Raw genomic sequence first — 21,148 nt, 5'->3', positions numbered from 1 at the left:
CCCGTCGGTGGGCCGAGCTACGCTCCAGGCCCCACATCCAAGAAAAAGGCCGCTCCTTCTCGCGGGAGCGGCCTCGGGTCGTCTAAAGGCCGGTCTGGCCGGGCACCCAGGACGTGCCGGCGAGCGGCACCTGGGCCATGGCGGCGGCCTCGATGGTGAGCGCCACCAGATCCTCGGGTTCGAGATTGTGCAGGTGGCTCTTGCCGCAGGCGCGGGCGATGGTCTGGGCCTCCAGCGTCATGACCGCGAGGTAGTTGGCGAGCCGCCGGCCTGCGAGTTCGGGATCGAGGCGCTTCATCAGCTCCGGGTCCTGCGTGGTGATGCCCGCCGGGTCACGTCCCTCGTGCCAGTCGTCGTAGGCGCCGGCCGTGGTGCCGAGGGCCTGATACTCGTCCTCCCAGCGCGGATCGTTGTCGCCGAGCGCGATCAGCGCGCCGGTGCCGATGGCGACGGCGTCGGCCCCGAGCGCCAGCACCTTGGCGACGTCCGCGCCCGAGCGGATGCCGCCGGAGACGATGAGCTGGACCTTCCGGTGCAGGCCCAGATCGCGCAGCGCCTGCACGGCGGGGCGGATCGCGGCGAGGGTGGGGAGGCCGACATGCTCGATGAACACGTCCTGCGTCGCCGCGGTGCCGCCCTGCATGCCGTCGAGCACCACCACGTCGGCGCCGGCTTTTGCCGCGAGCGCGGTGTCGTAATAGGGGCGCGATGCGCCGACCTTCACGTAGATCGGCTTCTCCCACTCGGTGACTTCGCGGAGTTCCCCGATCTTGATCTCAAGGTCGTCCGGCCCGGTCCAGTCCGGGTGGCGGCAGGCGGAGCGCTGATCGACGCCGGCGGGCAGGCAGCGCATGCCGGCGACACGCTCGGTGATCTTCTGGCCGAGCAGCATGCCGCCGCCGCCGGGCTTGGCGCCCTGGCCGATCACCACCTCGATGGCGTCGGCCCGGCGCAGGTCGTCGGGGTTCATGCCGTAGCGCGACGGCAGGTATTGGTAGACCAGGGTCTTGGAGTGGCCGCGCTCCTCCGGCGTCATGCCGCCGTCGCCGGTCGTGGTCGAGGTGCCGGCCAGCGTCGCGCCGCGGCCGAGCGCCTCCTTGGCGTTGGCCGAGAGCGAGCCGAAACTCATGCCGGCAATCGTGATCGGCGTCTTGAGGTGGATCGGCTTCTTGGCGAAGCGCGAGCCCAGGATCACCTCGGTGCTGCAGCGCTCGCGATAGCCTTCGAGCGGGTAGCGGCTGATCGAGGCACCGAGAAAGAGCAGGTCATCGAAATGCGGGAGCTTGCGCTTCGCGCCGGCGCCGCGGATGTCGTAGATGCCGGTCGCCGCCGCGCGGCGGATCTCGGACATCACCTCGGGGGTGAAGGTCGCCGAATAGCGCGGCGCCGTGCGGGGTGCCTTGTCGGCCATCAGTAGGCTCCGGCGTTGTCGACGTGGAAGTGGTAGAGGGTGCGGGCCGAGCCGTAGCGGCGGAATTCGCCAGGATCGACCTCGCCCGCCAGCCCCGCGGCCTTCAGTTTGGCGAAGAGCTGCTCGCGGTGCTCGTCGCGCATCTCTTTCTCGATGCAATCGGCGCCCAGGCTCTTCACCGAGCCGCGCACGTAGAGCCGGGCCTCGTAGAGCGAGTCGCCGAGCGCCTCGCCCGCATCGCCCAGCACGGTGAGCGTCCCGGCCTGCGCCATGAAGGCCGACATGTGGCCGATCGACCCCTTCACGAGGATGTCGATGCCCTTCATCGAGATGCCGCAGCGGGCCCCGGCATTGCCGTCGACCACGAGCATGCCGCCATGCGCGGTGGCGCCCGCCGACTGGCTGACATCGCCCTTCACGTGGACGAAGCCGCTCATCATGTTCTCGGCCACACCCGTGCCGGCGCTGCCGTGGATCACGACGTTGGCCAGCTTGTTCATGCCGGCGCAGTAATAGCCGACATTGCCCTCGATCTCGACGGTGACGGCCGCATCGAGCCCGGCCGCGATGGCGTGGGCGCCGTCGGGGTTCTGCACCGTCCAGTGGGTCTCGTTGGTGTCGGGCCGGAGCGCGTGGAGCTGGCGGTTCAGGTCACGCAGGCCGGCGCTTCTCAGATCGTAGACGGGCATCAGTGGCGCTCCCAGGCATAGACGCGGGCCGGCTCAGGCTCGAAGACGCGGGCCTTGTCGATGCCCGGCAGGCCGATCAGCGCCCGGTACTCGGAGCCGAAGGCGACGTAGTCGTCGGTCTCGGCCATCACGGCGGGCTTGCAGGCGATGGGGTCGCGCACGACGGCGAAGCCCGATTCGGTGCCGACCACGAAGGTGAAGAAGCCGTCGAGATCGGTCAGGCTCGATTCCAGCGCGTCCTTCAGCGAGGCGCCCTCGCGCATGCGCCAGCTGAGGTAGCCCGCGGCGACCTCGGTGTCGTTCTTGGTGGCGAAGGTGATGCCCTCGTGCTGGAGCCGGCGGCGCATGTCGTTGTGGTTCGACAGCGAGCCGTTGTGGACGAGGCACTCGTCGAGGCCGGTCGAGAACGGGTGCGCGCCGTTCGTCGTCACGGCGCTCTCGGTCGCCATGCGGGTGTGGCCGATGCCGTGGGTGCCGGTCATCGTCGAGAGGTCGAAGCGCCGGGCGACGTTCTCGGGCAGACCCGTCTCCTTGTAGATCTCCATCCGCTTGCCGGCGCTGACGACATCGATGCCCGGCGCGTTGGCCGCGAGCCACTTGCGGGCGGTCTCCTCCCGATCGGCGGCCAGGGCGATCACGCTGTGGGTGTCGCGCGCCGTGGCCGAGACCGAGCCGCCGAGCGCCGATTCAAGCCCGGCGACGGCCTTGGCGAGCGCTTCGGCGTCGGGGCCGCGGAGCGTCAGCTTCACGCCCGCACCGTCGGCACCGTAGACGGCGAAGCCCGCGCTGTCCGGGCCGCGCTCGGTCATGGTCTTGAGCATGTCGGCGAGCAGCGCGCCGAGTTGCGGTTCCAGCTTCGGGTTCTTCAGGAACAGTCCGACAATCCCGCACATCGCGTCCACCCTCCCGCGCCGTTTCGCCCGTTGCCGGATTGCTCGCATGGGCTATGGCCCATGTCAATTTAGGGGAACTAAAATTTCTTGATGGGAAACGTCGCGACGGTACCGGCGGTGGAACCCGCCCGCTGCGACCGGCGCTTCACTGGCGGCATGCGCCGCGGCGCGCCATAGTGCGGGCTTGCGACCGGAGACCGAGACGGTGACCGCGGGACCCCACCTGAACACCGCCTCGAACGCGCCGGTCGCGGAAGAGCGGCCGCTGGAGAAGGCGCTCGGCCATCAGGTGCGGGTGCTGCGGCGCGAGCGCGACCTGTCGGTGGCCGATCTCGGCGCGGCGGCGGGCATCTCGCCGGGCATGATCTCGAAGATCGAGAACGGGGCGATCTCGCCCTCCCTGGCGTCGATCAACGCCATCGCGCTGGCGCTCAACGTGCCGATCACCGCGCTGTTCGCCGCCTTCGAGGAGACCCGCGACTGTAGCCACGTGAAGCGCGGCCAGGGCGTGCTGATCGAGCGGCGCGGCACCAAGGTCGGCCATATCTACGAATTGCTGGGGGCCGGCATCCGCGGCGACGTCGTGGTCGAGCCCTACCTCATCACGCTGCAGGAGGAGGCCGAGGCCTATACGGGCTTCCGCCATGTCGGCACGGAGTTCATCTACATGCTGACCGGCGAGGTGGTGTACCACCATTCCGGCCTCGACTATCACCTCGGACCCGGCGATGCGCTGATGTTCGACTCGAACGGCCTGCACGGCCCGGCCAAGCTGTTGAAGACGCCGACGACGTATCTGTCGATCATCGTCTATCCGCGGGGGTAATGCGCCACACCCTCCCCTCCGCCGTCATTCCGGGGCTCGCCGAAGGCGAGAACCCGGAATCCACGACTGGCCTCGACGCTCGCACAGCCGGCGCATCATGGGTGGATTGCACGCCTCCGGCTTGCCCCTTCGGGTCCGGGTTCCGCTCCGCGGCCCCGGAATGACGGACGTAGGTTGTTCTTTGGAGGTTAATGATCTCGCAGGCGCAGCCTCTAAGCGACGCCTCGCCTGAGACGGCGTGGTAACGAACCGTTCACCATAAGCTGCGACGGCTTTTCAGGTTTTTCGCGGGGGGCGGCAATGACGAACGGACGGCTGTGGGCAGCGGCCTTTCTCGTCCTCGCCGCCACACCGGCCGACGCCGCCGACCTACTCGGGCTCGAACCGATGCCCGGCCCCCAAGCGCCGCGGTTCTTCCCCCGCGCGGAGGGCGATTCCATCGGCGAGCGCCTGCCGCCACCGCGCCGGCTCGCGGCTTGCGCGCCGCGGGTCGCGCCGGTGCCGACCGACGCGCCCGACGATCCGAGCTATGTCGGCTCGGCCTACGGCCTGGGCAAGCCGAGCTATTACGGCTTCCGTCCCGGTCTCGGCTTCGACGACCCGTTCGGCCGGCCGCTGCGCTACTGCCCTTGAGCGGAGGTCAGAGCTTCGCCTGGATCCGCTTGGCGATCTCGCCGAGGCGCTGCTCCAGGAGCGTCGGCACCTCGCAAACGTAGGAGACCGACTGGTTGCGCTCGTCGAAGATGCGGCGGTCCCAGTTGAACTTGGTCTCCAACTCCGCGACCTCCTTGGAGGCGACCTTGGTGGTGTCGTTGTCCGGGGAGTCCTTGAGTTCGCTGACCTTGTCGGCCTCGTCGCGGATGCGCTCGGCAAGACGTCGCTGGCCTTGCGCGTAGCGGACGATGCCGTTCATCACCGTGCTGCGCTCGCCGGTGATGATCTCGTAGACGCCGGCGAAGACATGGGTGAGGCGTTTGGCCTTCTCGGCCGGATCGATCTTTTCCACGAATTCGTCGATCAGGGTGTCGGCCTCGCGCAGTTCGGTGCGGCGGGAGGCGAGCTTGCGGGCGAGCTGGGCCGCGTCGCGGTCGCTGCCCCAGGTGCCGGCGGCCTCGGACGGGTCCGGCCCGGTCCAGACCGCGCCGTAGCCGATCGTCGGCACCCGGCGCTGGACGCAGGGCCAGTCCGGATCCTGCCTAGGCTGCGCCAGGGCCGGCCCGGCGGCCAGCGCCAGCAGGAGGGTCAGGGACAGGGTCGAGCGCATGCTTCCTCTCACGGCGTTTCGCCGGCCGGTCCGCCACGACGGGCCATGATTCCCCGGCCCGGGTCGTAGGCGATCACGGCGAGCGTGAAGAACAGGAGGCCGGTCCCGACCACGACGGCAAAGCTCAGCGGCTCGAACTTCCCGTAGAGGGCGAAGCGCACCAGCTCGACGGCGTGGGTGAACGGGTTGGCCTGGCAGATCCAGTAGAGCGAATCGCTCGATTCCCGGATGCGCCAGAGCGGATATAGGGCGGAAGAGGCAAAGAACATCGGGAAGATCACGAAGTTCATCACGCTGGCGAAGTTCTCCAACTGCCGCACCAGCGAGGACAGGAACAGGCCGATGGCGCCGAGCATCATCCCCGCCGCCAGGAAGGCCGGCAGGGCGGCGAGGTAACCGATGGTCGGGATGTCGGTCTCCCAGAACCACGCGATGGCGAGGAACGCGTAGGCCTGGACGATCGAGACGCACACGCCCGCGATCAGCTTGGCCAGCAGCAGCAGCCAGCGCGGATAGGGCGAGGTCAGCAGCACCTTCATCGAGCCGACCTCGCGGTCGTAGACCATCGACAGCGAGGACTGCATGCCGTTGAAGAGCTGGATCATCACGGCGAGCCCCGGCACGACGTAGACCTCGTAGAGCACGTAGGTCTCGTAAGGCGGCGTGATCGAGACGCCGAGCGTGTTGCGAAAACCGGCGGCGAAGATGAACAGCCAGACCAGCGGGCGCACCAGCGCGGAGAAGAACCGCTCCTTCTGATTGAAGAAGCGCAGCAGCTCGCGGCGGACGATGCCGCCGAGCGCGATCAGGTAGCCGACCGCGTCGAGCCGGCCGGCATGCGGCACGGGCTTGGCACCAGCCTCCGCAGGGGCCGCCACGGCGGGGTTCGAGGGGGCGCTCATGCGGCGACCTTTCCGGTGCTTTTTCCCGGCTCGGAGACGAGGCGGCGGAAGGCGGCCTCCAGCGTCTCGCCCGGCGCGCCGATCTCCCCGGCACGTCCACGGGCGACGATGCGGCCCTTGTGCAGGACCACGGCGTCGTCCTCGGGCGAAATCTCCTCGAAGATGTGGGTCGCCCACAGCACCGACAGGCCCTCTTCGCGCACCAGCGCGCGGACAATGGCGACGATGTCGGCGCGCGATTCGAGATCGAGGCCCACCGTCGGCTCGTCGAGGAGCAGCAGGCGCGGCTCGTGGATCAGCGAGCGGGCGATCTCGATGCGCCGGGACTGGCCGCCGGACAGGGTGCGGATCTTGTCGTCGCGCCGCTCCGACAGGCCGACGCGGGCGAGCAACTGCTCGATGCGCGCGCGCGCCGCCTTGCGGACGATGCCGTGCAGGCTCGCGTGGTAGTGCAGGTTCTGTGCGACGGTGAGATCGGTGTCGAGCGTGCGCGCCTGGAACACCACGCCGAGCCGGGCGAGCGCTCGCGAGGGCTCCCGGTCGAGGGGATGGCCGAGGATCGACACCCGGCCCTCCTGATTGTTGTAGAGCCGCGTGATCACCGAGAACAGGGTGGTCTTGCCCGCGCCGTTCGGCCCGAGCAGCGCCATGAAGCGCCCGCGCTCGACCGTGATCGACACGTCGGAGAGCGCGGCGCGCTGGCCGAAGCGGTGGCCGACACCCGCGACCTCCAGGGCTGCGCTCATCGCGGCAGCGCCCGCTTGGCGTCGTCGAGCGCCTCCAGGCACTCGTCGAACTCGCCCTCGCCCTGCTCCCGCTCGGCGACGCGCAGGGCCTTTTTCAGCTTCTGCGGGACGGCATCGGGAGCGATTGCCGCGACCTTGGCCTTGATGTCGGCGATACCGGAGAGGCAGGCGGCCTTGTCGTCGGCGAGCGCGGGGGTGGCGAGCAGAAAGAGCGCGGCGACCGCCGCGAATACCCCTCTCCCCTCCGCGGGAGAGGGTGGCCCCCGAAGGGGGTCGGGTGAGGGGAGCGACGGCGCAGAAGCTGTCGCGACCTCCATGGAGGCAGAGCCTTTGCCGGCGCCGTCGCTCCCCTCACCCGCCCGCTCCGCGGGCACCCTCCCCCGCAGAGGGGGGAGGGTTGGGGTGGTGCGCTTTGCGAAGTCCATCATCTCACTTCACCGAAATCTTGCCGGCCATGCCCTTCTCCTCCAAACCTTGCGCGTACCACCGGTACTCGCCGGGCTTGATCGCCACGAACTCGATGGCGATCTCGCCGGGATCGTCGAATTCGAGGTGATCGGGCGGGCCGCCGCCGTGGATCTCCTTGTGCTCGATCACGATCTGGTTGAGCCAGATGTAGCGGAAGAACTCCGGCGCATAGAACTTGTATTCCTGCCGGCCCTTGGCGACGATCCGCAGGCGGTAGGCCTTGCCGGCTTCCAGTTCGATGTCCTTGTTCTCGACCACGAAGTCGTTGCCCTCCTCGTTGCCGAGCACGAGGTCCGGCAGGTTCTGGCGCTTCTTCGTGAGATCGAGGGCGCCCGCGGGCGCAACCGCCAGCATCAGGGCCGCGGCGGCGAGGCCGAGGCGCGTGGTCCATGCCATGTCGTGTCCTCCCGATATTTTTGCCGGCTTATTTTATTTCTTCGAGATCGCCACGCCCCAGGGCAGCAGGCCGACGGGGATGCTTTTCACCACCTTCAGCGCCTCGACGTCGATCACCGAGACGTCGTTCGAGGAGCCGTTGGTGGTGTAGAGCTGCTTCTCGTCCGGGGTGAAGGCGAGCTGCCACACGCGCTGGCCCACGGGCAGGTACTTCTGCACCTCGTAGGTCTTGGCATCGATCACCGCGACGCGGTTGGCCGGCCCGAGCGCGACGAAGGCTTTGGTGCCGTCGCTGGTGAGGCGCACGCCGACCGGCTGGATCTGCTCGTCGGTGACGCCGGGGATCTTGAAGGTGATCTTCTTGGTCACCTTGCGGGTGCCGGTGTCGATGATCGAGACCGTGCCGCCGACCTCCGCCGAGACCCAGAGAATCTTGCCGTCGTTCGAGAACTCGGCGAAGCGGGGCCGCGCATCGACCAGCACGTTGTCGATCACCTCGAAGGTCTTGGTGTCGATGAAGTGGGCCATGTTGGTGGTCTCGGAGGTGTTGACCAGGATCTTCCCGTCCGGCGACAGGCCCATCCCCTCCGGCTCCACGCCCACCGGCACCTCGGCGAGCACCTTGTTCTTCTCGATGTCGATGATGGTGACCTGGCTGTCGTCCTCGTTGGCGACGAAGAGCGGGTTGCCGCTGCGGTCGAGGATGAACTGCTCCGGATCGGGGCCGGAGCGCAGCGAGCGCACGACCTTGCCGGTGGCGGTGTCGAGCACGTCGATGCGGTCGTCGTCGCTGGCGCAGACGAACAGCTCCTTGTCGTCCTTCGACAGCGTGACGCCGCGGGGCCGGCGCCCGACCTTCCACGTGCCGGTCACCGCCATGGTGGTGGTGTCGATCACCGAGACGGTGTTGGCCTTCTCGTTGGTGACGTAGGCGGTGAAGGCCTGCGCTCCACCGGCTCCGGCGAGCCAGACGCCTGCGAGCGCCGCCGCACCCAGTCCCGCCCTGACGCGAGCGACCATCGGCTTCCTCCCTGTCGTTCCGGCGCTTGGCTGCGCCTTGGTTCGATGTGTTCGTGCTGGCGACATGGCCATCTAGGGCGCCCGGCACAAACGGAAAATCGGCTTCCGGACCGTCCCGGACCGGGTGGTGGATTGCCACACCGTGGGGCGGATCAGAACGCCTTCTCCAGCCCGGCTTCCTTCAGGATGGCGTTGGCGGTGTGCGCCATGGTGGTGTTACGGGGCACGGCGAAACGACGATTCGTGATCGGGCTGTGCCAGATTTCGTGCGATCCCTTGCCCTGCCGCACGAGCCGGCACCCCGCCGCCCGCAAGAGATGCACGAGTTCGGGATAGAGGTTGCCCCCCATCTAGGCGGCGCGCGCGGGCTTGGCCCTGACGACGTGCTGCACCCGCAGTTCGGGCGACGGCACGGCACCGTCGGCGCCGCGCGGCAGATTGGTCTCGATCAGGTCGGGCGCGACATCCTCGATGATCGCCACCAGGGCATCGAGCGTCGGCGCCTCGGCGTGCAGTCCCGGCAGCTCGGAATCGTGGACGTACCAGACGCCCGACGCCGCGTCGTGATGCACGGTCACCGCGAGTTGCATGAACGGTCCTGCCCTCATCTGCGATGTCCGAACGGTAGGAGCGTGGGCGGCTGGCGGCAAGCCGCGCGCTCACTTCAGCTTGCACGTCGTCTCCGGCTCGTCGGTGCCGAGCGTGTCGAGCGGCGTGCGCTGGTGGATGAAGCCCTGCTCGGGCGCTACCGAGACCATGGCCTTGGGCTGCACCACGATGATCGGCTGGCGCAGCTGGTGGTCCCAGGGGCGGTAGGTGAGCGAGACGCCCTTGTAGGCCGGCAGCGAGAATTCCGGCGTCGTCAGGTAGGGGCGGATCACGCCGATATCCGTGGTCTTCTTCTGCGTGGCCGCCTCACCCACGGTGCGGATCGCCGCCCAGGCCTGGTAATCGAGGGGCTTCATCAGACGGCCGGTCTGGCGGCGGAAGCGGTTCTGCGCCTGGGCCGCGCCCCAGGTCTCCAGCGTCGGGTGCCACGTCGTGGCGATCAGCCCCTGCGTGCCGGCCACCGGCCGCGGATCGACGGTGCGGAACGGGACGTAGTCGCCCCAGTCGCCCTCCTCGTCGGCGACCACCGCCATGTCGTAGTCGAGACCGCGGGTGAACACCATCGCCTCGGCCCGGGTCGGCGTGTCGCCCCGCGCCTTGGCCAGCGGGCCGAAGGTCCAGGGTTTTTCCGCCGTGATCTTGAGCCCGAATTTCTTCGCCGAGTTCTTCAGCGCGTCGGCATAGGCCTTGTCGCGCTCGGTCGGGCCGACGATCAGAAAAATCTTACGCCAGCGCATCAGCGTCATGTACTGCGCCAGCGCGTCGGTCTGCATGGCGCGGCTCGGGATCGTGTGGAACACGTTGGCCCGGCAATCGGCCCCGCGCAGGCGGTCGTCGGGGGCGCCCGCGTTGAGGACCACCGCATCCCCCTCCTTCAGGGCGTCGGCCACCGCCAGCACCTCTTCCGCCGGGAGCGTCAGGGCGAAGTATTTCACGCCCTTGGCCGCCAGGTCCTTCGCGGCCGCGACCGCGTCCTGTCCCGGTTCGAGGGCCACCTCGTCGAGGGCGTAGGTCTGCTTGGTGAAGCGGCCGGTGGTGTTGTTATCCTTCACCGCCATGCGGGCGCCGGCCACACCGAGATCCTCGGGCTCGGCCTCCGCGTCGTAGGAGGACGGGGCCGGGACGGGCCGGTAGATCATCGCGATATGCGTGTCGTTGCCGCCGGCCTGCGGCGGCGGAGCGGGGGGCGGCTCGCCGGTCGCCGCCTTCGGCTCCTGCGCCTGGGCGGCCGGGATTCCCGCGAGAAACGCGAGGGCGAGGAGGAGAGACGGGGAAACGCGCATGCAGGCACAACGCTAGCAACATTGCCCGCCCCGCCTCAACGGCGAAAACATAAGATTTTTCTAAGACATGGCCGGCGAACAAGTGCGTGAGCCGACCGGGACGATGCGCGCGGGCCGTTGCCAAATCCTCCGGCCGCCCGAGATATTTTGCCGTGCGGCGCCTCAGGCCGCGACGAGACGTCGAGGCTGTCCCCTCATGAGACTGCGCGCCCACCCGGCCGTCCGCCGTCACGCCCTGGCGCTCGCGCTGCTGCCGCTCCTTGGCGGCGTCGCTTCGGCCGAGGGCGCGCGCAAGGCCGCGATCTTCCCCGCCGAGCTGAACGACCCGACGCTCGCCTACGGCCGCAAGCCCGCCCCCGCCGACCAGAAGCGGCTCGGCCTCGTCACCGACGTGCTGAAGGCGCAGTTGACCGAGAAGGCCGGGATCGAGAGCGTCGATCTGGCGCCTCAGGCGGAGGAAATCCGCAAGGAGAGCCCGCTCTACAAGTGCAACGGCTGCGTCTCGCCCATCGCCAAGGCGCTGGGCGCCGAACTCGCCGTGACGGCGTTCGCCGACAAGGGCTCCAACCAGCTGTTCAACCTCGTCGTCACCATCAGCGAGGCCGAGAGCGGCAAGGTCGTGAGGCAGGGCCAGGTGACGATCCGGGCCAACACCGACGACGACTGGTCCCACGCCGCGCGCTGGATCGTGAAGAACCGCCTGCTGGCCGAGCCGCTGCCGGGCCGCTCGTAACGCCTCTCGGCGATCCCGGCATGCTCGCGCGAGGACTTGCGCAGGCGCCCCGTCCGAGCGTTTAAGCGTTCCCGTGTCCCAGGTGTCCCCCCCCGTCCGGCTCCTCGTCAGCGTCCGCGATGCCGCGGAAGCGCGCGTCGCGCTGCGCGCAGGCGCCGATTTGATCGATGCCAAGGATCCCGAGCGGGGCGCCTTGGGCGCGCTGCCAGCCGCGAAGGTTCAAGAAATCGTCGCGGCGATCGACGGGCGGGCGATCACCAGCGCGGTCGCGGGCGACGGCACGGGGACCAACCTCGCGAGCGCGGTCGCCGCGATGGCGGTTGCGGGCCCGCGCTGGATCAAGATCGCGGTCGGATCTGCGTCCGACGCCGCGCTCACGGAAGCCGCCGCCGCGGCGCCGGGCCGGCTGATCGGCGTCGTCTTCGCCGAGGATTCCTTCGATGGGGCCGATCTTCCGGCGCGTCTCGCGGCGGCGGGGTTTTCCGGCGCGATGATCGACACGCGGGGCAAAAGCGGCACCGGCCTGCGCGACATCCTGCCGGCGGCAAAACTCTCCGCCTTCGTCGCCGCCTGCCGCGGCTCCGGGCTGATGAGCGGGCTCGCCGGCTCCCTGCGACTGGCCGACATTCCGGCGCTCGCCGCGCTCGGCCCCGACTATCTCGGCTTCCGCGGCGGTCTCTGCCGCGGCGGCGACCGGCGCCAGGATTTGGAAGAGGCTCGCATCGCCGAGGCCGTCGCCGCTTTGCGGATGCCGCGCCGCGCCGACGCCGCGTGATGAACGGGCGCGACGCCAAATCCCCTCCCCCCTCCGCGGGAGAGGGTGGCCCCCGAAGGGAGTCGGGAGAGGGGAGCGACGCTTCCGGAGAACTCGCCTTCGACCGCAGCCAAGCGGCACCGTCGCTCCCCTCTCCCGCCTGCTCCGCAGGCACCCTCCCCCGCGGAGGGGGGAGGGATTGGCGCGTGGTCAAGGTCGGCGGCAGCCTCGTTTCCGACCGCGCCCGCCTGTGCGCTGTTCTCGCTCGTTGCGCCGAGGACAGCGTCGCCATCGTCCCCGGCGGCGGCCCCTTCGCCGACGCGGTACGGACCGCCCAGACGGCGCTGGGCTTCGACGACGCGCTGGCCCACCGCCTCGCCCTCGACGCCATGGGCCGCATGGCCGAGGTGTTTTGCAGTCTCGAACCGCGCCTCGCCATCGCCGCCAGCGTGGAGGCCGTGGCTGAGGCCCTCGCCCAAGGCCGCGCGATCGTCTGGGACCCGGCCGCGCTGAAGGCCGGTTGCCCGGACATCCCGGAGAGCTGGGACATCACCTCCGACAGCCTCGCGCTCTGGCTCGCGACCCGCCTCGGCGCAGGCCGCTGCATCCTGGAAAAATCCGCGCCCGTGCCCACCACCGACCCGGAAGCGCTCGCCGCGCTCGGCCTCGTGGACGCGGCCTTCCCGCTTTTCGCCGCCCTCTATCCCGGCCAGATCGTGGTGCGCGGCCCCGACTCCGTCAGTGAGGCCGCATGAGCGCGCCCGAACATCTCGTCTTCATCACCGGCAAACTGGCCCATGCCCGGCTCGAAAAGGTCGCCGCGAGCCTGCCGGGCGAGCGCTACGTCTGGTCGATCGCGGATGCCGGCGTGAAGGTCGCCGCGCTGATGACCGAGGAGATCATCAAGCGCCGCGTGAAAATGCCCGAGGGTGCGACCCGCATCGTCCTGCCCGGCCGCTGCCGGGCGAACCCGCAGGCACTGGCAGAGCATTTCGGCCTGCCGGTGGAGCGGGGGCCGGACGAGGTGGTCGATCTGCCGGCCTATCTCGGGCTCACCGCCCGCAAGGTCGATCTCTCGCGCCACGATCTGCGCATCTTCTCCGAGATCGTCGATGCCTCGAAGATGACGCCGGACGAGATCGTCGCAAAGGGCCTGGAGTTGGCGGCCAAGGGCGCGGACGTGATCGATCTCGGCGGGCTGCCCGACACCGACTTTCCGCATCTCGAAGAGAGCGTGCGCGGCCTCAAGGCGGCGGGGCTCAAGGTCAGCGTCGATTCCTTCTCCCTCGACGAACTCACCCGCGGTGCCAGGGCCGGGGCCGACTTCCTGCTCAGCCTCAACGAGGAGACGCTGGACCTCGCCTTCGAGACCGACGCGGTGCCCGTCCTCGTGCCGATGCGCCCCGACGACCTGCCCTCGCTCGACCGCGCCATCGAGCGGATGGTGAAGGCCGGGAAACCGTTCCTGGCCGACCCGATCCTCGAGCCGATCCATTTCGGCTTCGTCGATTCCATCGCCCGCTACCGCGACACCCGCGCCCGCTGGCCCGACATCGCGATGATGATGGGCACCGGCAACCTCACCGAACTCACCGAGGCCGACAGCCTCGGCGTCACCGCGCTCCTCGTCGGCATGTGCTCGGAACTCGCCATCGGCAACGTGCTGATCGTGCAGGTCTCGAACCACACCCGCCGCACCGTCGAGGAGCACGACGCGGCCCGCCGGGTGATGTACGCGGCCAAGGCCGATGCGGCCCTGCCCAAGGGCTACGGCCGGGAGCTACTGGCACTTCACGACAAGCGCCCCTTCGTGCAGACCCCGGACGAGATCGCGGCGCAGGCCGCCGACGTGCGCGATCCGAACTACCGCATCGCGGTGGCCGAGGACGGCATCCACGTCTTCAACCGCGACATTCACAAGACCGGCACCGACGCGATGGCCTTCTTCCCCGATCTGAGCGTGGAAAGCGACGGCGCCCACGCCTTCTATCTCGGGGGCGAGCTGACCAAGGCCGAGACCGCGTTCCGCCTCGGAAAACGCTACGTGCAGGACGAGCCGCTCGACTGGGGCTGCGCCGCCGACCGCGACCAGCAGGACACCACCGCCTTCAAGCAGGCCGGCCCGACGAAGAAGGCGGCGCATACGCGCCACAGCGGCCCCGAGGCGCCGGAGGCCGCCCGCGCGGCGGCGATCCCAGCCGAACAGGATGCCGCCGGGCCGCAGACCGAGTCCGGCCGTGGCTCGGAGGAAGCCCGCGACACGCTCAGCGAGCCGAAGGCTGCGCGCATCGTCTGCGGCCGGCTGGTGCCGGACGAGGAGCGGGGGTGAGCCGATGCCGCTGATCCTGGAGACCGTCGTCACCACCCTCTCGGCGGACGGCGCGATGCACCTCGTGCCGTTCGGCCTGATCCGCGAGGGCGAGGATTTCGTGCTCGCCCCGTTCCGGCCCTCGCCGACCATCGCCAACCTGACCGAGCGGCCCTATTTCTGCGCCTCGGCCCCCAGCGACGTGCGGGTGATCGCCGGCGTGGTCACGGGTCGCCGCGACTGGCCTGTCGTCGACTGTGAAAAAATCCCCGGCAAGCGGCTCGCGGACTGCTTCGGCCATGCCGAGTTCGAGGTGGCGGGAATCGAGGACGACGAGACCCGCCCGCGCTACCGCGGTCGCATGGTCCATGCGCAGAGCCACGTGCCGTTCATCGGCTACAACCGGGCGCAAGCGGCCGTGATCGAGGCCGCGATCCTCTCGACCCGGCTGCACATGCTGGAGCCGGACAAGATCCTGACGGAGATGGCCTACCACGCCATCGCCATCCAGAAGACCGCCGGTCCGCCCGAGCGCGAGGCCTGGGACTGGATCGAGGACAAGGTCGCGGCCGCGCTCGGGCGCAGCGAGCGGGTCCTGCCGGCCTCATGACGGTCGGAAAAGGCGGATCGCAGCCGGCTCGGCCACAAATTTTTCGTGAGCGGAGGCTCGGGCCCTCTGGCCAAGTCGACGCCGCGGGCGATGTGTGGGAACGCATCGACTGAGGGGTGACGCGGCGCCGCCCTCCGGCAGCGCCCCACGGGAGGAGAAGAAGAGAATGCGATTCAAGACGCTCGCCGCAGTCGCGGCGCTCGCCACGGTGACCTTCGCGGCCCAGGCCCACGGCCCGTCCCGCCAGAAGGTCTCGGAGTCGATCGAGATCAACGCCCCGGCCGACAAGGTTTGGGCCATCGTCGGCAATTTCCAGGACGGCAGCTGGATCCCGGTCGTCGAGAAGACCGAGGGCAAGGGCGGCAACGAGGTCAAGGCGACCCGCACGCTGACCCTCAAGGGCGGCGCCACGGTCGAGGAAGAGCTCGCCAAGTACGACGCCGAGAAGAAGACCTACATGTACCGGATCACCAAGGTCGACGTGAAGACCCTGCCGGTGAACGACTATTCCTCCACCGTCGAGGTCGAGGGCGACGGCTCAAAGACCAAGCTGACCTGGAAGGGCGCGTTCTACCGCGGCTACATGAACAACGATCCGCCGCCGGACCTCAACGACGAGGCCTCGAAGAAGGCCGTGCTCGGCCTCTACAAGGCGAGCCTGGAAAACGTGAAGGCCAAGGCCGAGAAGGGTTCGTAGGTTTTCACGATGATGCAGGCGGCGCGCTCGATGATGTTGCTCGGACAAGCGCGCCGCCAACCCCCTCCCCCCTATGCGGGGGAGGGTGGCCCCCGAAGGGGGTCGGGAGAGGGGAAACCCCGCTTCCGGAGATGGCCGACAGAGGGCGGCCAAGCGGCACTGTCGGTCCTCTCACCCGCCCGCTCCGCAGGCACCCTCCCCCACCCAAGTCGGGCCTGCCCGACTTGGGCAGATGGTGACCAATCTCGGGCAAGCCCGAGATTGGGTGGGGGGAGGGTTTTGGTGCAGCGGCTCTCGCTGAGCCTGCTCCTACTCGCGGCCACCCCCGCCCCGGCCCAAGAGGCCATCGTCACGACGCAACTCGGCAACGCCGTCGAGATCGTCGATCTCGCGACCCAAAAAATCCTGCACACGATCCCCGTCGCGGGCGCGCCAGCCGGCATTGCGCTCTCGCCCGACCGGGCGCGCGCCTACGTCACCCGGCCCGAGGGCCACGGCGTCACGGTGATCGACCTCGCCAACGAAAAGGTCCTGTCCGAACTTGCCCTGCCCGGCGGTCCCCTCGGCGTCGGGGTCAATCCGAAATCGGGCGAGGTCTACGTCGCCGACTGGTTCGCCGAGCGGGTGTTCGTGCTGCGCGCCACGTCGGACGGCGTCGCGCTCGACGGCGAGATCGCCACCGGCAAATCGCCCTCGGGCATCGCCGTGACGCCGGACGGGGCGACGCTGCTGGTCGCCAACCGCGAATCCGATTCCGTCTCGGTGATCGATGTCGCCACCCGCAAGGAGACGCGGCGCATCGCGGTCGGCACCCACCCGTTCGGCCTGACGCTCTCGCCCGACGGCACGCGCGCCTACACCGCCAACGTCCTGTCCGACGACGTCTCAGCCATCGACATCGCGGCGGGCCGCGAGACCGGCCGCGTCGGCACCGGCCAGCGTCCCTACGTCATCGCGTTTGCGGGAGAGCGCGGCTTCGTCACCGACCAGTATTCCAACACCGTGACGGCGTTCGACCCGGCCACGATGAAGAAACTCGGCACCGTCGATGTCGGCGACCATCCCGAGGGCATCGCCGCGACCCGCGACGGCACGACGATCGTGGTCGCCAACTGGGGCGACAATTCCCTGAGCCTGATCGACCCGACGAGCCTGACGGTCACCGGCACGGTGAAGACCGGCGACGGGCCGCGCTCCTTCGGCGATTTTCTGAGGTAGGCGTCACGCCGCCGCGGGCGGCTCGCCGGGTTCGTCCTCGGCGGGCGAGTTCAGGATGTCCTCCAGCTCGTCCACCAGCCGGTCGATCTGCTCGTCGCTCGCCAGCACCCGCGTGGTGCGGCCGTCCTCGGTGACGAAGGCCAGCTCGACATCCGCCCCCGTGCGGGTCGCCAGGATTCGGGTGAGTTTCTGGGCTGCGCTCATTCTTCCCCTCTCTCGTCGTTTCGGTCCCGGTCAACGCGCGGAACGCAAACCGTTCCTCATGCGATCAGCCCCACCGCCACCGCCGGCCCGCAGGTCGAGACCCATTCGGAGCCCTCCGCCGCCACCCGGTCGGCGATGAGGCCGGCGAGCGGCACCCCCTCGCGCCCGAGCCGGGTGGCCAGCCGCTCGGCCAGGAAGCGGCCGGCGCCGCAGACGACGAGCGGCGCATCCGGCGGCAGGTCGGGCCGCGACAGCAGCACCGCGGCGGCGTCGTGCAGCGGGCGCAGCTGCGCCTCGGCGAACCACGCGGCGAGCGCCCGCCACTCTTCGCTGGTCCCCTCCCCCCGGTCGCGGCCGACCATGCGGGCCAGCCGCGTCTCTGTTTCCGCGAGCGACTTGCCCTTGAGATCGGCGCTGTGCTGCTGGTCGGCGCCCTCGGGCAGGTCGCCGGTCAGCCGATGGATGTCGGCGGCGGTCGCAAACGTCTCGGCCATCAGCGCGGTGCGCCGCCCCCGCCAGGGGGCGTGGGTGGCAAACGCCAGGATCGGCGTGCGGACGACGCCGGTATAGACGAGTTCGCCCGTCTCCAGCCGCTCGGCGTCGCTGTAGCCGGTGGCCGCCGGGCGCCCCTCGACGATCGGGATCAGGTCGGCGGTGGTCGAGCCGATATCGACCAGCAGCGCGCGCGGCAGGCAGCGCCCGACGAGCGCCGCCGTGGCGTGCCAGTTGGCCGAGGCGATTTTTTCGGAGTCCGCGCGCGCGCCTTCGGGTGCGACGAAACCGGCACGGCCGGCGTAGACGCGCACGCGCCCCTTCAGCGTGGCGGCGGCCCAGGCCGAGAGCTTCTCGACGCCGTCCGCCCTGTCGGCAAAGCAATCGGTCAGCTCGCCCGTCATGGTGACGGCGTGGTCGGCCTCGCCGCGCGCCCAGTCGGGCAATTCCGAAAACGTCCGGTCGAGGGCCGGGATGCCGCGCCAGAGCGGGCAGGCGGCCTGCACCGCCTCGACCACGCGGCCGCCCTCGATCAGCGCCGCCTTGACATGCACCCCGCCGAGATCCCACCCGACGATCCTGGTCTCAGTCCGGTTCACGCGATGTCTCACGCTCTGCAAGGTCGGGCGGCGCCGTTCCGGCTGATCCCGGTGATCGATCTGCGCCGCGGCGTCGTGGTCCGCGCCCGCGCGGGCGAGCGCGATGCCTATGCCCCGATCGTCACCCCCTTGGCCAGGGGTTCGGCGCCGGCCGACGTCGCCCGCGGCCTCCTCGACGCGGTCGCCGCCGACACCCTCTACGTCGCCGACCTCGACGCGATCATGGACGGCACCGCGCCCGACCGCGCCAGCCTGGAGGCGGTGGCCCGCGCCTGCCCCGGCGTCGCGCTCTGGGTCGATGCCGGGTTTTCGCAGGCCGCCGCGGTCGAGCGGTTCCTGGGCACGGGACTCGGCCGCCCGGTGATCGGCAGCGAGAGCCAGCGCGACGACGCGCTCGTGCGGGCGCTGGGGAACCGCGCCGTCCTTTCCCTCGACAGCCGCGGCGACGAGCGACTCGGGCCGGACGCGCTGCACGACGAGGCCGGTTCATGGCCCGATGAAGTGATCGTGATGACGCTGGGCCGCGTCGGCACCGGCACGGGCCCCGATTTTTTGGGGATTTCGCAAGCATTGGCGCGGGCGGGTGGCCGAAGGATTTACGCGGCGGGCGGCGTGCGTGGCCCCCTGGACGTGGCGCGGCTCGAGGAGGTCGGCGCGGCCGGGGCGCTCGTCGCCTCGGCGATCCATGATGGCGGGTTCCGTTAAGCCCTACAGGTTCTCGAAGGACGCCGATGCGGCCCGCTGGATCGGAGCCGCGTGCCGAATACGGATCTCCGATACGGGGCCTCAGGCCGGATCGGGCCGGGCTTCGCCTTGGATCCCGGATCGGCCCTTGACGAGGGCGACGAGCTGGCCCTGGCGATGAGTCCCGGTCTTGCGGAAGATGCTCTCCAGATAAGAGCGCGCCGTCGCGACCGTCAGCCCCGCTGCCGCCGCGGAATCGTGCAGGGAGTGGCCGGCCGCGAGCCCCACCACGATGTCCGCCTCGCGCGGCGTGAGATCGAACAGTCCCGGCAGAAGCGCCGCGTCGGGAATATTGGCGTCCGCCTTGAGGTGGGTCAGGACGACGAGCGTTGCGCCGCCGAGGACGTCCTGCGCCTCCCGGCACAAGGGCAGCACATGGACGATGCTTGCGCTGCGTGTCCCGGAACTCGGCAGCGCCACCGAGCGGACCGCACCGCCGATCCAGCCGGCGCCGAGCGCCTCCCGCAGAAGGGCATCGGCGGGCGGATGGTTCAGGCGCAAGCGGCCATACGCACCGGTCAGCATCTCCGGCGTGCCCGCCACCAGTCCATTGACCGCGAGCGCGCGACCCGCGCCATCGAGCACGGCCGCCGGCAATCCAAGGGCTTCGAGCGTTGCGACGGCCGTCCGCGCACGCTCCAGCCCGAGTCGGGCGGCGATCATGGCGGCACGGGCGAGATGGGGACGCAAGGCGTCGAGCCGCGGCATCAGCGAGGCCGCATGCGGCCCGCGCTCGTAGGGGCGGTCGAAGGACATGATGACCAGTTCGCCGGACGGCATCGGGATCATCGTCCCGCACTGCCAGCCGAGTCCCCATGTCCTCAACCAGAGTTGGATGGGGTCGTGGTCGAGATGGCCGGGCGGCAGGAAATCTATCTCACGCAAGAAACCCAGATAGTTTCGCCGGCGGAGGAAGCGGGGCCGGTCATTCGGCGGGACATCCGAGTTCTCCGTGTAGGCCACGACCATCTGTCTGGTCGTGGCGGCGGCCGTCCAACGGGTGAGGGTCCCGGTGTCTGTCGCGAACATCACGCCGCCAACCGAGCCGGACAGGCAGGCAAGGTCTTCGAGCAGGCAGGGCCAGTGCTCCGGGACGAGGCTCGCCTCATAGATCCGGTCGACGAGCGCGTCCGTCATCGCTGGACATCCTCCTCCATCCGACAGGATGCTCGAGTCGGCGCTCCATAGTCGCTTGATGGGTCCCTATCGGATCTTATCGGCCCCTCTGAGTTCAGGCCCATGTCGACGAGCACGAAGGCCAGTCGTCGCGAGCGAGACCGAGGCAAGAAGAAGGCCGAGGCCTGCGAGGTCCCGGATGCGGGCCAAGGTTCCGTCCTGCTCCGGAGCGTCATCTCGCGTTCGAAGCCCGCCGCCGGCTTTGAGGCGATTTTCCAGGAGGTCGCCCACTTCCAGTTGTCGCACGCCCGGACGACAGCATCGCCCAAAAAGAAAGGGACGGCCGAAGCCGTCCCGATCCATCAACGTCCGAGGAAGATCGAAGCCAGTCGCTGGAGCAGGCCCCGCGGTGCGGGCGGAGGCTCGCTCTGCCCAGGACTGTGTCCGATCTAAGCGTTGGCGGCGAAGGGGTGGGTCGCCGACTTGCGCTGCTCGGTCACGGCCGAAGCCTTCGGCTCGCCGTTCACGGCGCGCTGGATCGAGAGCTTGGTGGCCTCGTAGTTGTACTTCTGGATCTTGGCGTCGTCGGCCGCCTCCCAGTGGATGAACACGCCGACCAGCACGTACAGGTCATCGGCCTCGTCCGCCGGGATGATGCCCTCGGCAACCGCATCCTGCACCGCCATGGCGACGCCGTGCTGGGCGGGGCCGAACATCTGGACGGCCTGACGGGCGTCGTTGATGGTGACCTTGTTGAACATCAGCGTGTTCGGCTTGCACGGCAGGTTCGGCGCGATCACGGCGAGCAGGCTGGTGAAGCCGTGCTTGTTGTTGACCAGGCCGTTGCAGAAGGCGGTCTCGGCCGGCGAGCCGCGCGGTCCGATGATCAGGTCGATGTGGGCGACCTCGTTGCCGTCGCCGACGAGGGCTTCGCCAACCTGAACCTTGGTGATTTTTGCCATTGGGGGTCTCTCCCTGCATTCCTGAAAAAAGGCCCGCCCTGAGAGAAGGCGGGGCCCGAGGCCATCCTTGTTCGCGGCGCCCGGCAGGGGGCCGAGCCGGTTAGCCCGGACAGCGCGGCGGACCCTACAGCGGGCTTTTGCCCCGAACAACCCGCGCAAGCGCCTGAAATCGGCGATTTTTTGGACCGATCGGGGCCTTGACGG

The 21,148-nt window shown here is 69.5% G+C and carries 26 protein-coding genes; 10 read left to right on the top strand and 16 right to left on the bottom strand.

The genetic code is table 11. From position 1 onward, the window contains the following. Positions 1-82: 82 nt before the first annotated feature. From HNR00_RS08905 to HNR00_RS08895, 3 genes are read right to left on the bottom strand one after another with little or no spacing between them, the layout of a single operon-like run. Complete coding sequence (locus HNR00_RS08905) at positions 83-1,411, bottom strand: FMN-binding glutamate synthase family protein (RefSeq protein WP_183568070.1); 1,329 nt, start codon at positions 1,409-1,411, stop codon at positions 83-85. Then, on the bottom strand, positions 1,411-2,100 hold the full coding sequence (locus HNR00_RS08900; protein WP_183568066.1) for a protein glxC: 690 nt from the start codon (positions 2,098-2,100) through the stop codon (positions 1,411-1,413). The genes HNR00_RS08905 and HNR00_RS08900 overlap by 1 nt, the downstream gene beginning before the upstream one ends. Next, complete coding sequence (locus HNR00_RS08895) at positions 2,100-2,993, bottom strand: class II glutamine amidotransferase (protein ID WP_183568063.1); 894 nt, start codon at positions 2,991-2,993, stop codon at positions 2,100-2,102. Before HNR00_RS08895 ends, HNR00_RS08900 begins: the two co-directional genes overlap by 1 nt. 205 nt (positions 2,994-3,198) lie before the next feature. Between HNR00_RS08895 and HNR00_RS08890 the strand changes: the two genes are divergently transcribed. Further along, positions 3,199-3,819, top strand: coding sequence for a helix-turn-helix domain-containing protein (locus HNR00_RS08890; RefSeq protein ID WP_312886021.1), 621 nt, complete (start codon positions 3,199-3,201; stop codon positions 3,817-3,819). Positions 3,820-4,119: 300 nt separating this feature from the next. Further along, positions 4,120-4,452: a hypothetical protein gene (locus tag HNR00_RS08885; protein ID WP_183568060.1), complete on the top strand. Its 333-nt coding sequence runs from the start codon at positions 4,120-4,122 to the stop codon at positions 4,450-4,452. 7 nt (positions 4,453-4,459) lie between these two features. Here HNR00_RS08885 and HNR00_RS08880 read toward each other — a convergent pair whose 3' ends face one another. From HNR00_RS08880 to pedA1, 9 genes are all read right to left on the bottom strand, one after another. Beyond that, positions 4,460-5,083 carry a hypothetical protein gene (locus HNR00_RS08880; RefSeq protein ID WP_183568057.1) on the bottom strand — a complete coding sequence of 208 codons (624 nt, stop codon included), beginning with the start codon at positions 5,081-5,083 and terminating at the stop codon, positions 4,460-4,462. A gap of 8 nt (positions 5,084-5,091) precedes the next feature. Beyond that, positions 5,092-5,985, bottom strand: a complete 894-nt coding sequence (gene pedC / locus HNR00_RS08875) for a lanthanide ABC transporter permease protein PedC (protein WP_183568054.1) — start codon at positions 5,983-5,985, stop codon at positions 5,092-5,094. Next, positions 5,982-6,731, bottom strand: a complete 750-nt coding sequence (gene pedB, locus HNR00_RS08870; RefSeq protein ID WP_183568051.1) for a lanthanide ABC transporter ATP-binding protein PedB/LutE — start codon at positions 6,729-6,731, stop codon at positions 5,982-5,984. The genes pedC and pedB overlap by 4 nt, the downstream gene beginning before the upstream one ends. Next, complete coding sequence (locus tag HNR00_RS08865; RefSeq protein WP_183568257.1) at positions 6,728-6,937, bottom strand: hypothetical protein; 210 nt, start codon at positions 6,935-6,937, stop codon at positions 6,728-6,730. The genes pedB and HNR00_RS08865 overlap by 4 nt, the downstream gene beginning before the upstream one ends. Positions 6,938-7,160: 223 nt before the next feature. Continuing rightward, positions 7,161-7,595, bottom strand: coding sequence for a cupredoxin domain-containing protein (locus tag HNR00_RS08860; protein ID WP_183568048.1), 435 nt, complete (start codon positions 7,593-7,595; stop codon positions 7,161-7,163). Between the two features lie 33 nt (positions 7,596-7,628). Next, positions 7,629-8,615, bottom strand: coding sequence for a YVTN family beta-propeller repeat protein (locus tag HNR00_RS08855; RefSeq protein WP_183568044.1), 987 nt, complete (start codon positions 8,613-8,615; stop codon positions 7,629-7,631). Positions 8,616-8,767: 152 nt separating this feature from the next. Beyond that, positions 8,768-8,965, bottom strand: coding sequence for a type II toxin-antitoxin system HicA family toxin (locus HNR00_RS08850; RefSeq protein WP_183568041.1), 198 nt, complete (start codon positions 8,963-8,965; stop codon positions 8,768-8,770). Continuing rightward, positions 8,966-9,223 carry a DUF1902 domain-containing protein gene (locus tag HNR00_RS08845; RefSeq protein ID WP_183568038.1) on the bottom strand — a complete coding sequence of 86 codons (258 nt, stop codon included), beginning with the start codon at positions 9,221-9,223 and terminating at the stop codon, positions 8,966-8,968. 51 nt (positions 9,224-9,274) lie between these two features. After that, positions 9,275-10,507 carry a lanthanide ABC transporter ABC transporter substrate-binding protein PedA1 gene (gene pedA1 / locus HNR00_RS08840; RefSeq protein WP_183568036.1) on the bottom strand — a complete coding sequence of 411 codons (1,233 nt, stop codon included), beginning with the start codon at positions 10,505-10,507 and terminating at the stop codon, positions 9,275-9,277. 196 nt (positions 10,508-10,703) lie between these two features. Here pedA1 and HNR00_RS08835 point away from each other — a divergent pair, with 196 nt between their 5' ends. The 7 genes from HNR00_RS08835 to HNR00_RS08805 all read left to right on the top strand — a co-directional run bounded on the left by HNR00_RS08835 (position 10,704) and on the right by HNR00_RS08805 (position 16,827). After that, positions 10,704-11,240: a DUF3280 domain-containing protein gene (locus HNR00_RS08835; RefSeq protein ID WP_183568033.1), complete on the top strand. Its 537-nt coding sequence runs from the start codon at positions 10,704-10,706 to the stop codon at positions 11,238-11,240. An 82-nt stretch (positions 11,241-11,322) separates the two neighbouring features. Continuing rightward, positions 11,323-12,015, top strand: coding sequence for a (5-formylfuran-3-yl)methyl phosphate synthase (locus tag HNR00_RS08830; protein WP_312886020.1), 693 nt, complete (start codon positions 11,323-11,325; stop codon positions 12,013-12,015). Positions 12,016-12,200: 185 nt separating this feature from the next. Further along, on the top strand, positions 12,201-12,749 hold the full coding sequence (locus HNR00_RS08825; protein WP_183568027.1) for an amino acid kinase family protein: 549 nt from the start codon (positions 12,201-12,203) through the stop codon (positions 12,747-12,749). Then, a complete protein-coding gene (locus HNR00_RS08820) occupies positions 12,746-14,323 on the top strand; it encodes a DUF6513 domain-containing protein (RefSeq protein WP_183568025.1) in 1,578 nt (525 codons plus the stop codon). Before HNR00_RS08825 ends, HNR00_RS08820 begins: the two co-directional genes overlap by 4 nt. Before the next feature lie 4 nt (positions 14,324-14,327). After that, entirely contained in the window at positions 14,328-14,912 is a 585-nt protein-coding gene (locus HNR00_RS08815; RefSeq protein ID WP_183568023.1) for a DUF447 domain-containing protein, read from the top strand. 166 nt (positions 14,913-15,078) lie between these two features. Next, positions 15,079-15,609 (top strand): SRPBCC family protein, encoded by a 531-nt coding sequence (locus tag HNR00_RS08810; RefSeq protein WP_183568021.1) that lies wholly within the window; start codon positions 15,079-15,081, stop codon positions 15,607-15,609. 282 nt (positions 15,610-15,891) lie between these two features. Beyond that, entirely contained in the window at positions 15,892-16,827 is a 936-nt protein-coding gene (locus HNR00_RS08805; RefSeq protein ID WP_312886019.1) for a YVTN family beta-propeller repeat protein, read from the top strand. Between the two features lie 3 nt (positions 16,828-16,830). Here the strand turns inward: HNR00_RS08805 and HNR00_RS08800 are convergent, their stop codons facing one another. Both HNR00_RS08800 and HNR00_RS08795 read right to left on the bottom strand, forming a co-directional pair. Continuing rightward, on the bottom strand, positions 16,831-17,031 hold the full coding sequence (locus HNR00_RS08800; protein WP_183568019.1) for a hypothetical protein: 201 nt from the start codon (positions 17,029-17,031) through the stop codon (positions 16,831-16,833). A gap of 56 nt (positions 17,032-17,087) precedes the next feature. Then, on the bottom strand, positions 17,088-18,122 hold the full coding sequence (locus tag HNR00_RS08795) for a hydantoinase/oxoprolinase family protein (protein ID WP_183568017.1): 1,035 nt from the start codon (positions 18,120-18,122) through the stop codon (positions 17,088-17,090). A 3-nt stretch (positions 18,123-18,125) separates the two neighbouring features. Here HNR00_RS08795 and HNR00_RS08790 point away from each other — a divergent pair, with 3 nt between their 5' ends. After that, complete coding sequence (locus HNR00_RS08790) at positions 18,126-18,827, top strand: HisA/HisF-related TIM barrel protein (RefSeq protein ID WP_183568015.1); 702 nt, start codon at positions 18,126-18,128, stop codon at positions 18,825-18,827. Positions 18,828-18,908: 81 nt separating this feature from the next. Here HNR00_RS08790 and HNR00_RS08785 read toward each other — a convergent pair whose 3' ends face one another. Together HNR00_RS08785 and fae are read right to left on the bottom strand one after the other, a co-directional pair. Continuing rightward, positions 18,909-20,003 (bottom strand): helix-turn-helix transcriptional regulator, encoded by a 1,095-nt coding sequence (locus HNR00_RS08785; protein ID WP_183568013.1) that lies wholly within the window; start codon positions 20,001-20,003, stop codon positions 18,909-18,911. A 428-nt stretch (positions 20,004-20,431) separates the two neighbouring features. Beyond that, positions 20,432-20,944, bottom strand: coding sequence for a 5,6,7,8-tetrahydromethanopterin hydro-lyase (fae, locus tag HNR00_RS08780; RefSeq protein ID WP_108939831.1), 513 nt, complete (start codon positions 20,942-20,944; stop codon positions 20,432-20,434). Positions 20,945-21,148 lie beyond the last annotated feature (204 nt).

The sequence above is a fragment of the Methylorubrum rhodinum genome (genome assembly GCF_014199935.1).
In the GTDB taxonomy this organism is placed as follows: Bacteria; Pseudomonadota; Alphaproteobacteria; order Rhizobiales; family Beijerinckiaceae; genus Methylobacterium; species Methylobacterium rhodinum.
Note: the sequence above shows the minus strand (reverse complement) of the source record. Positions and strands in the feature narration are given on the sequence as shown.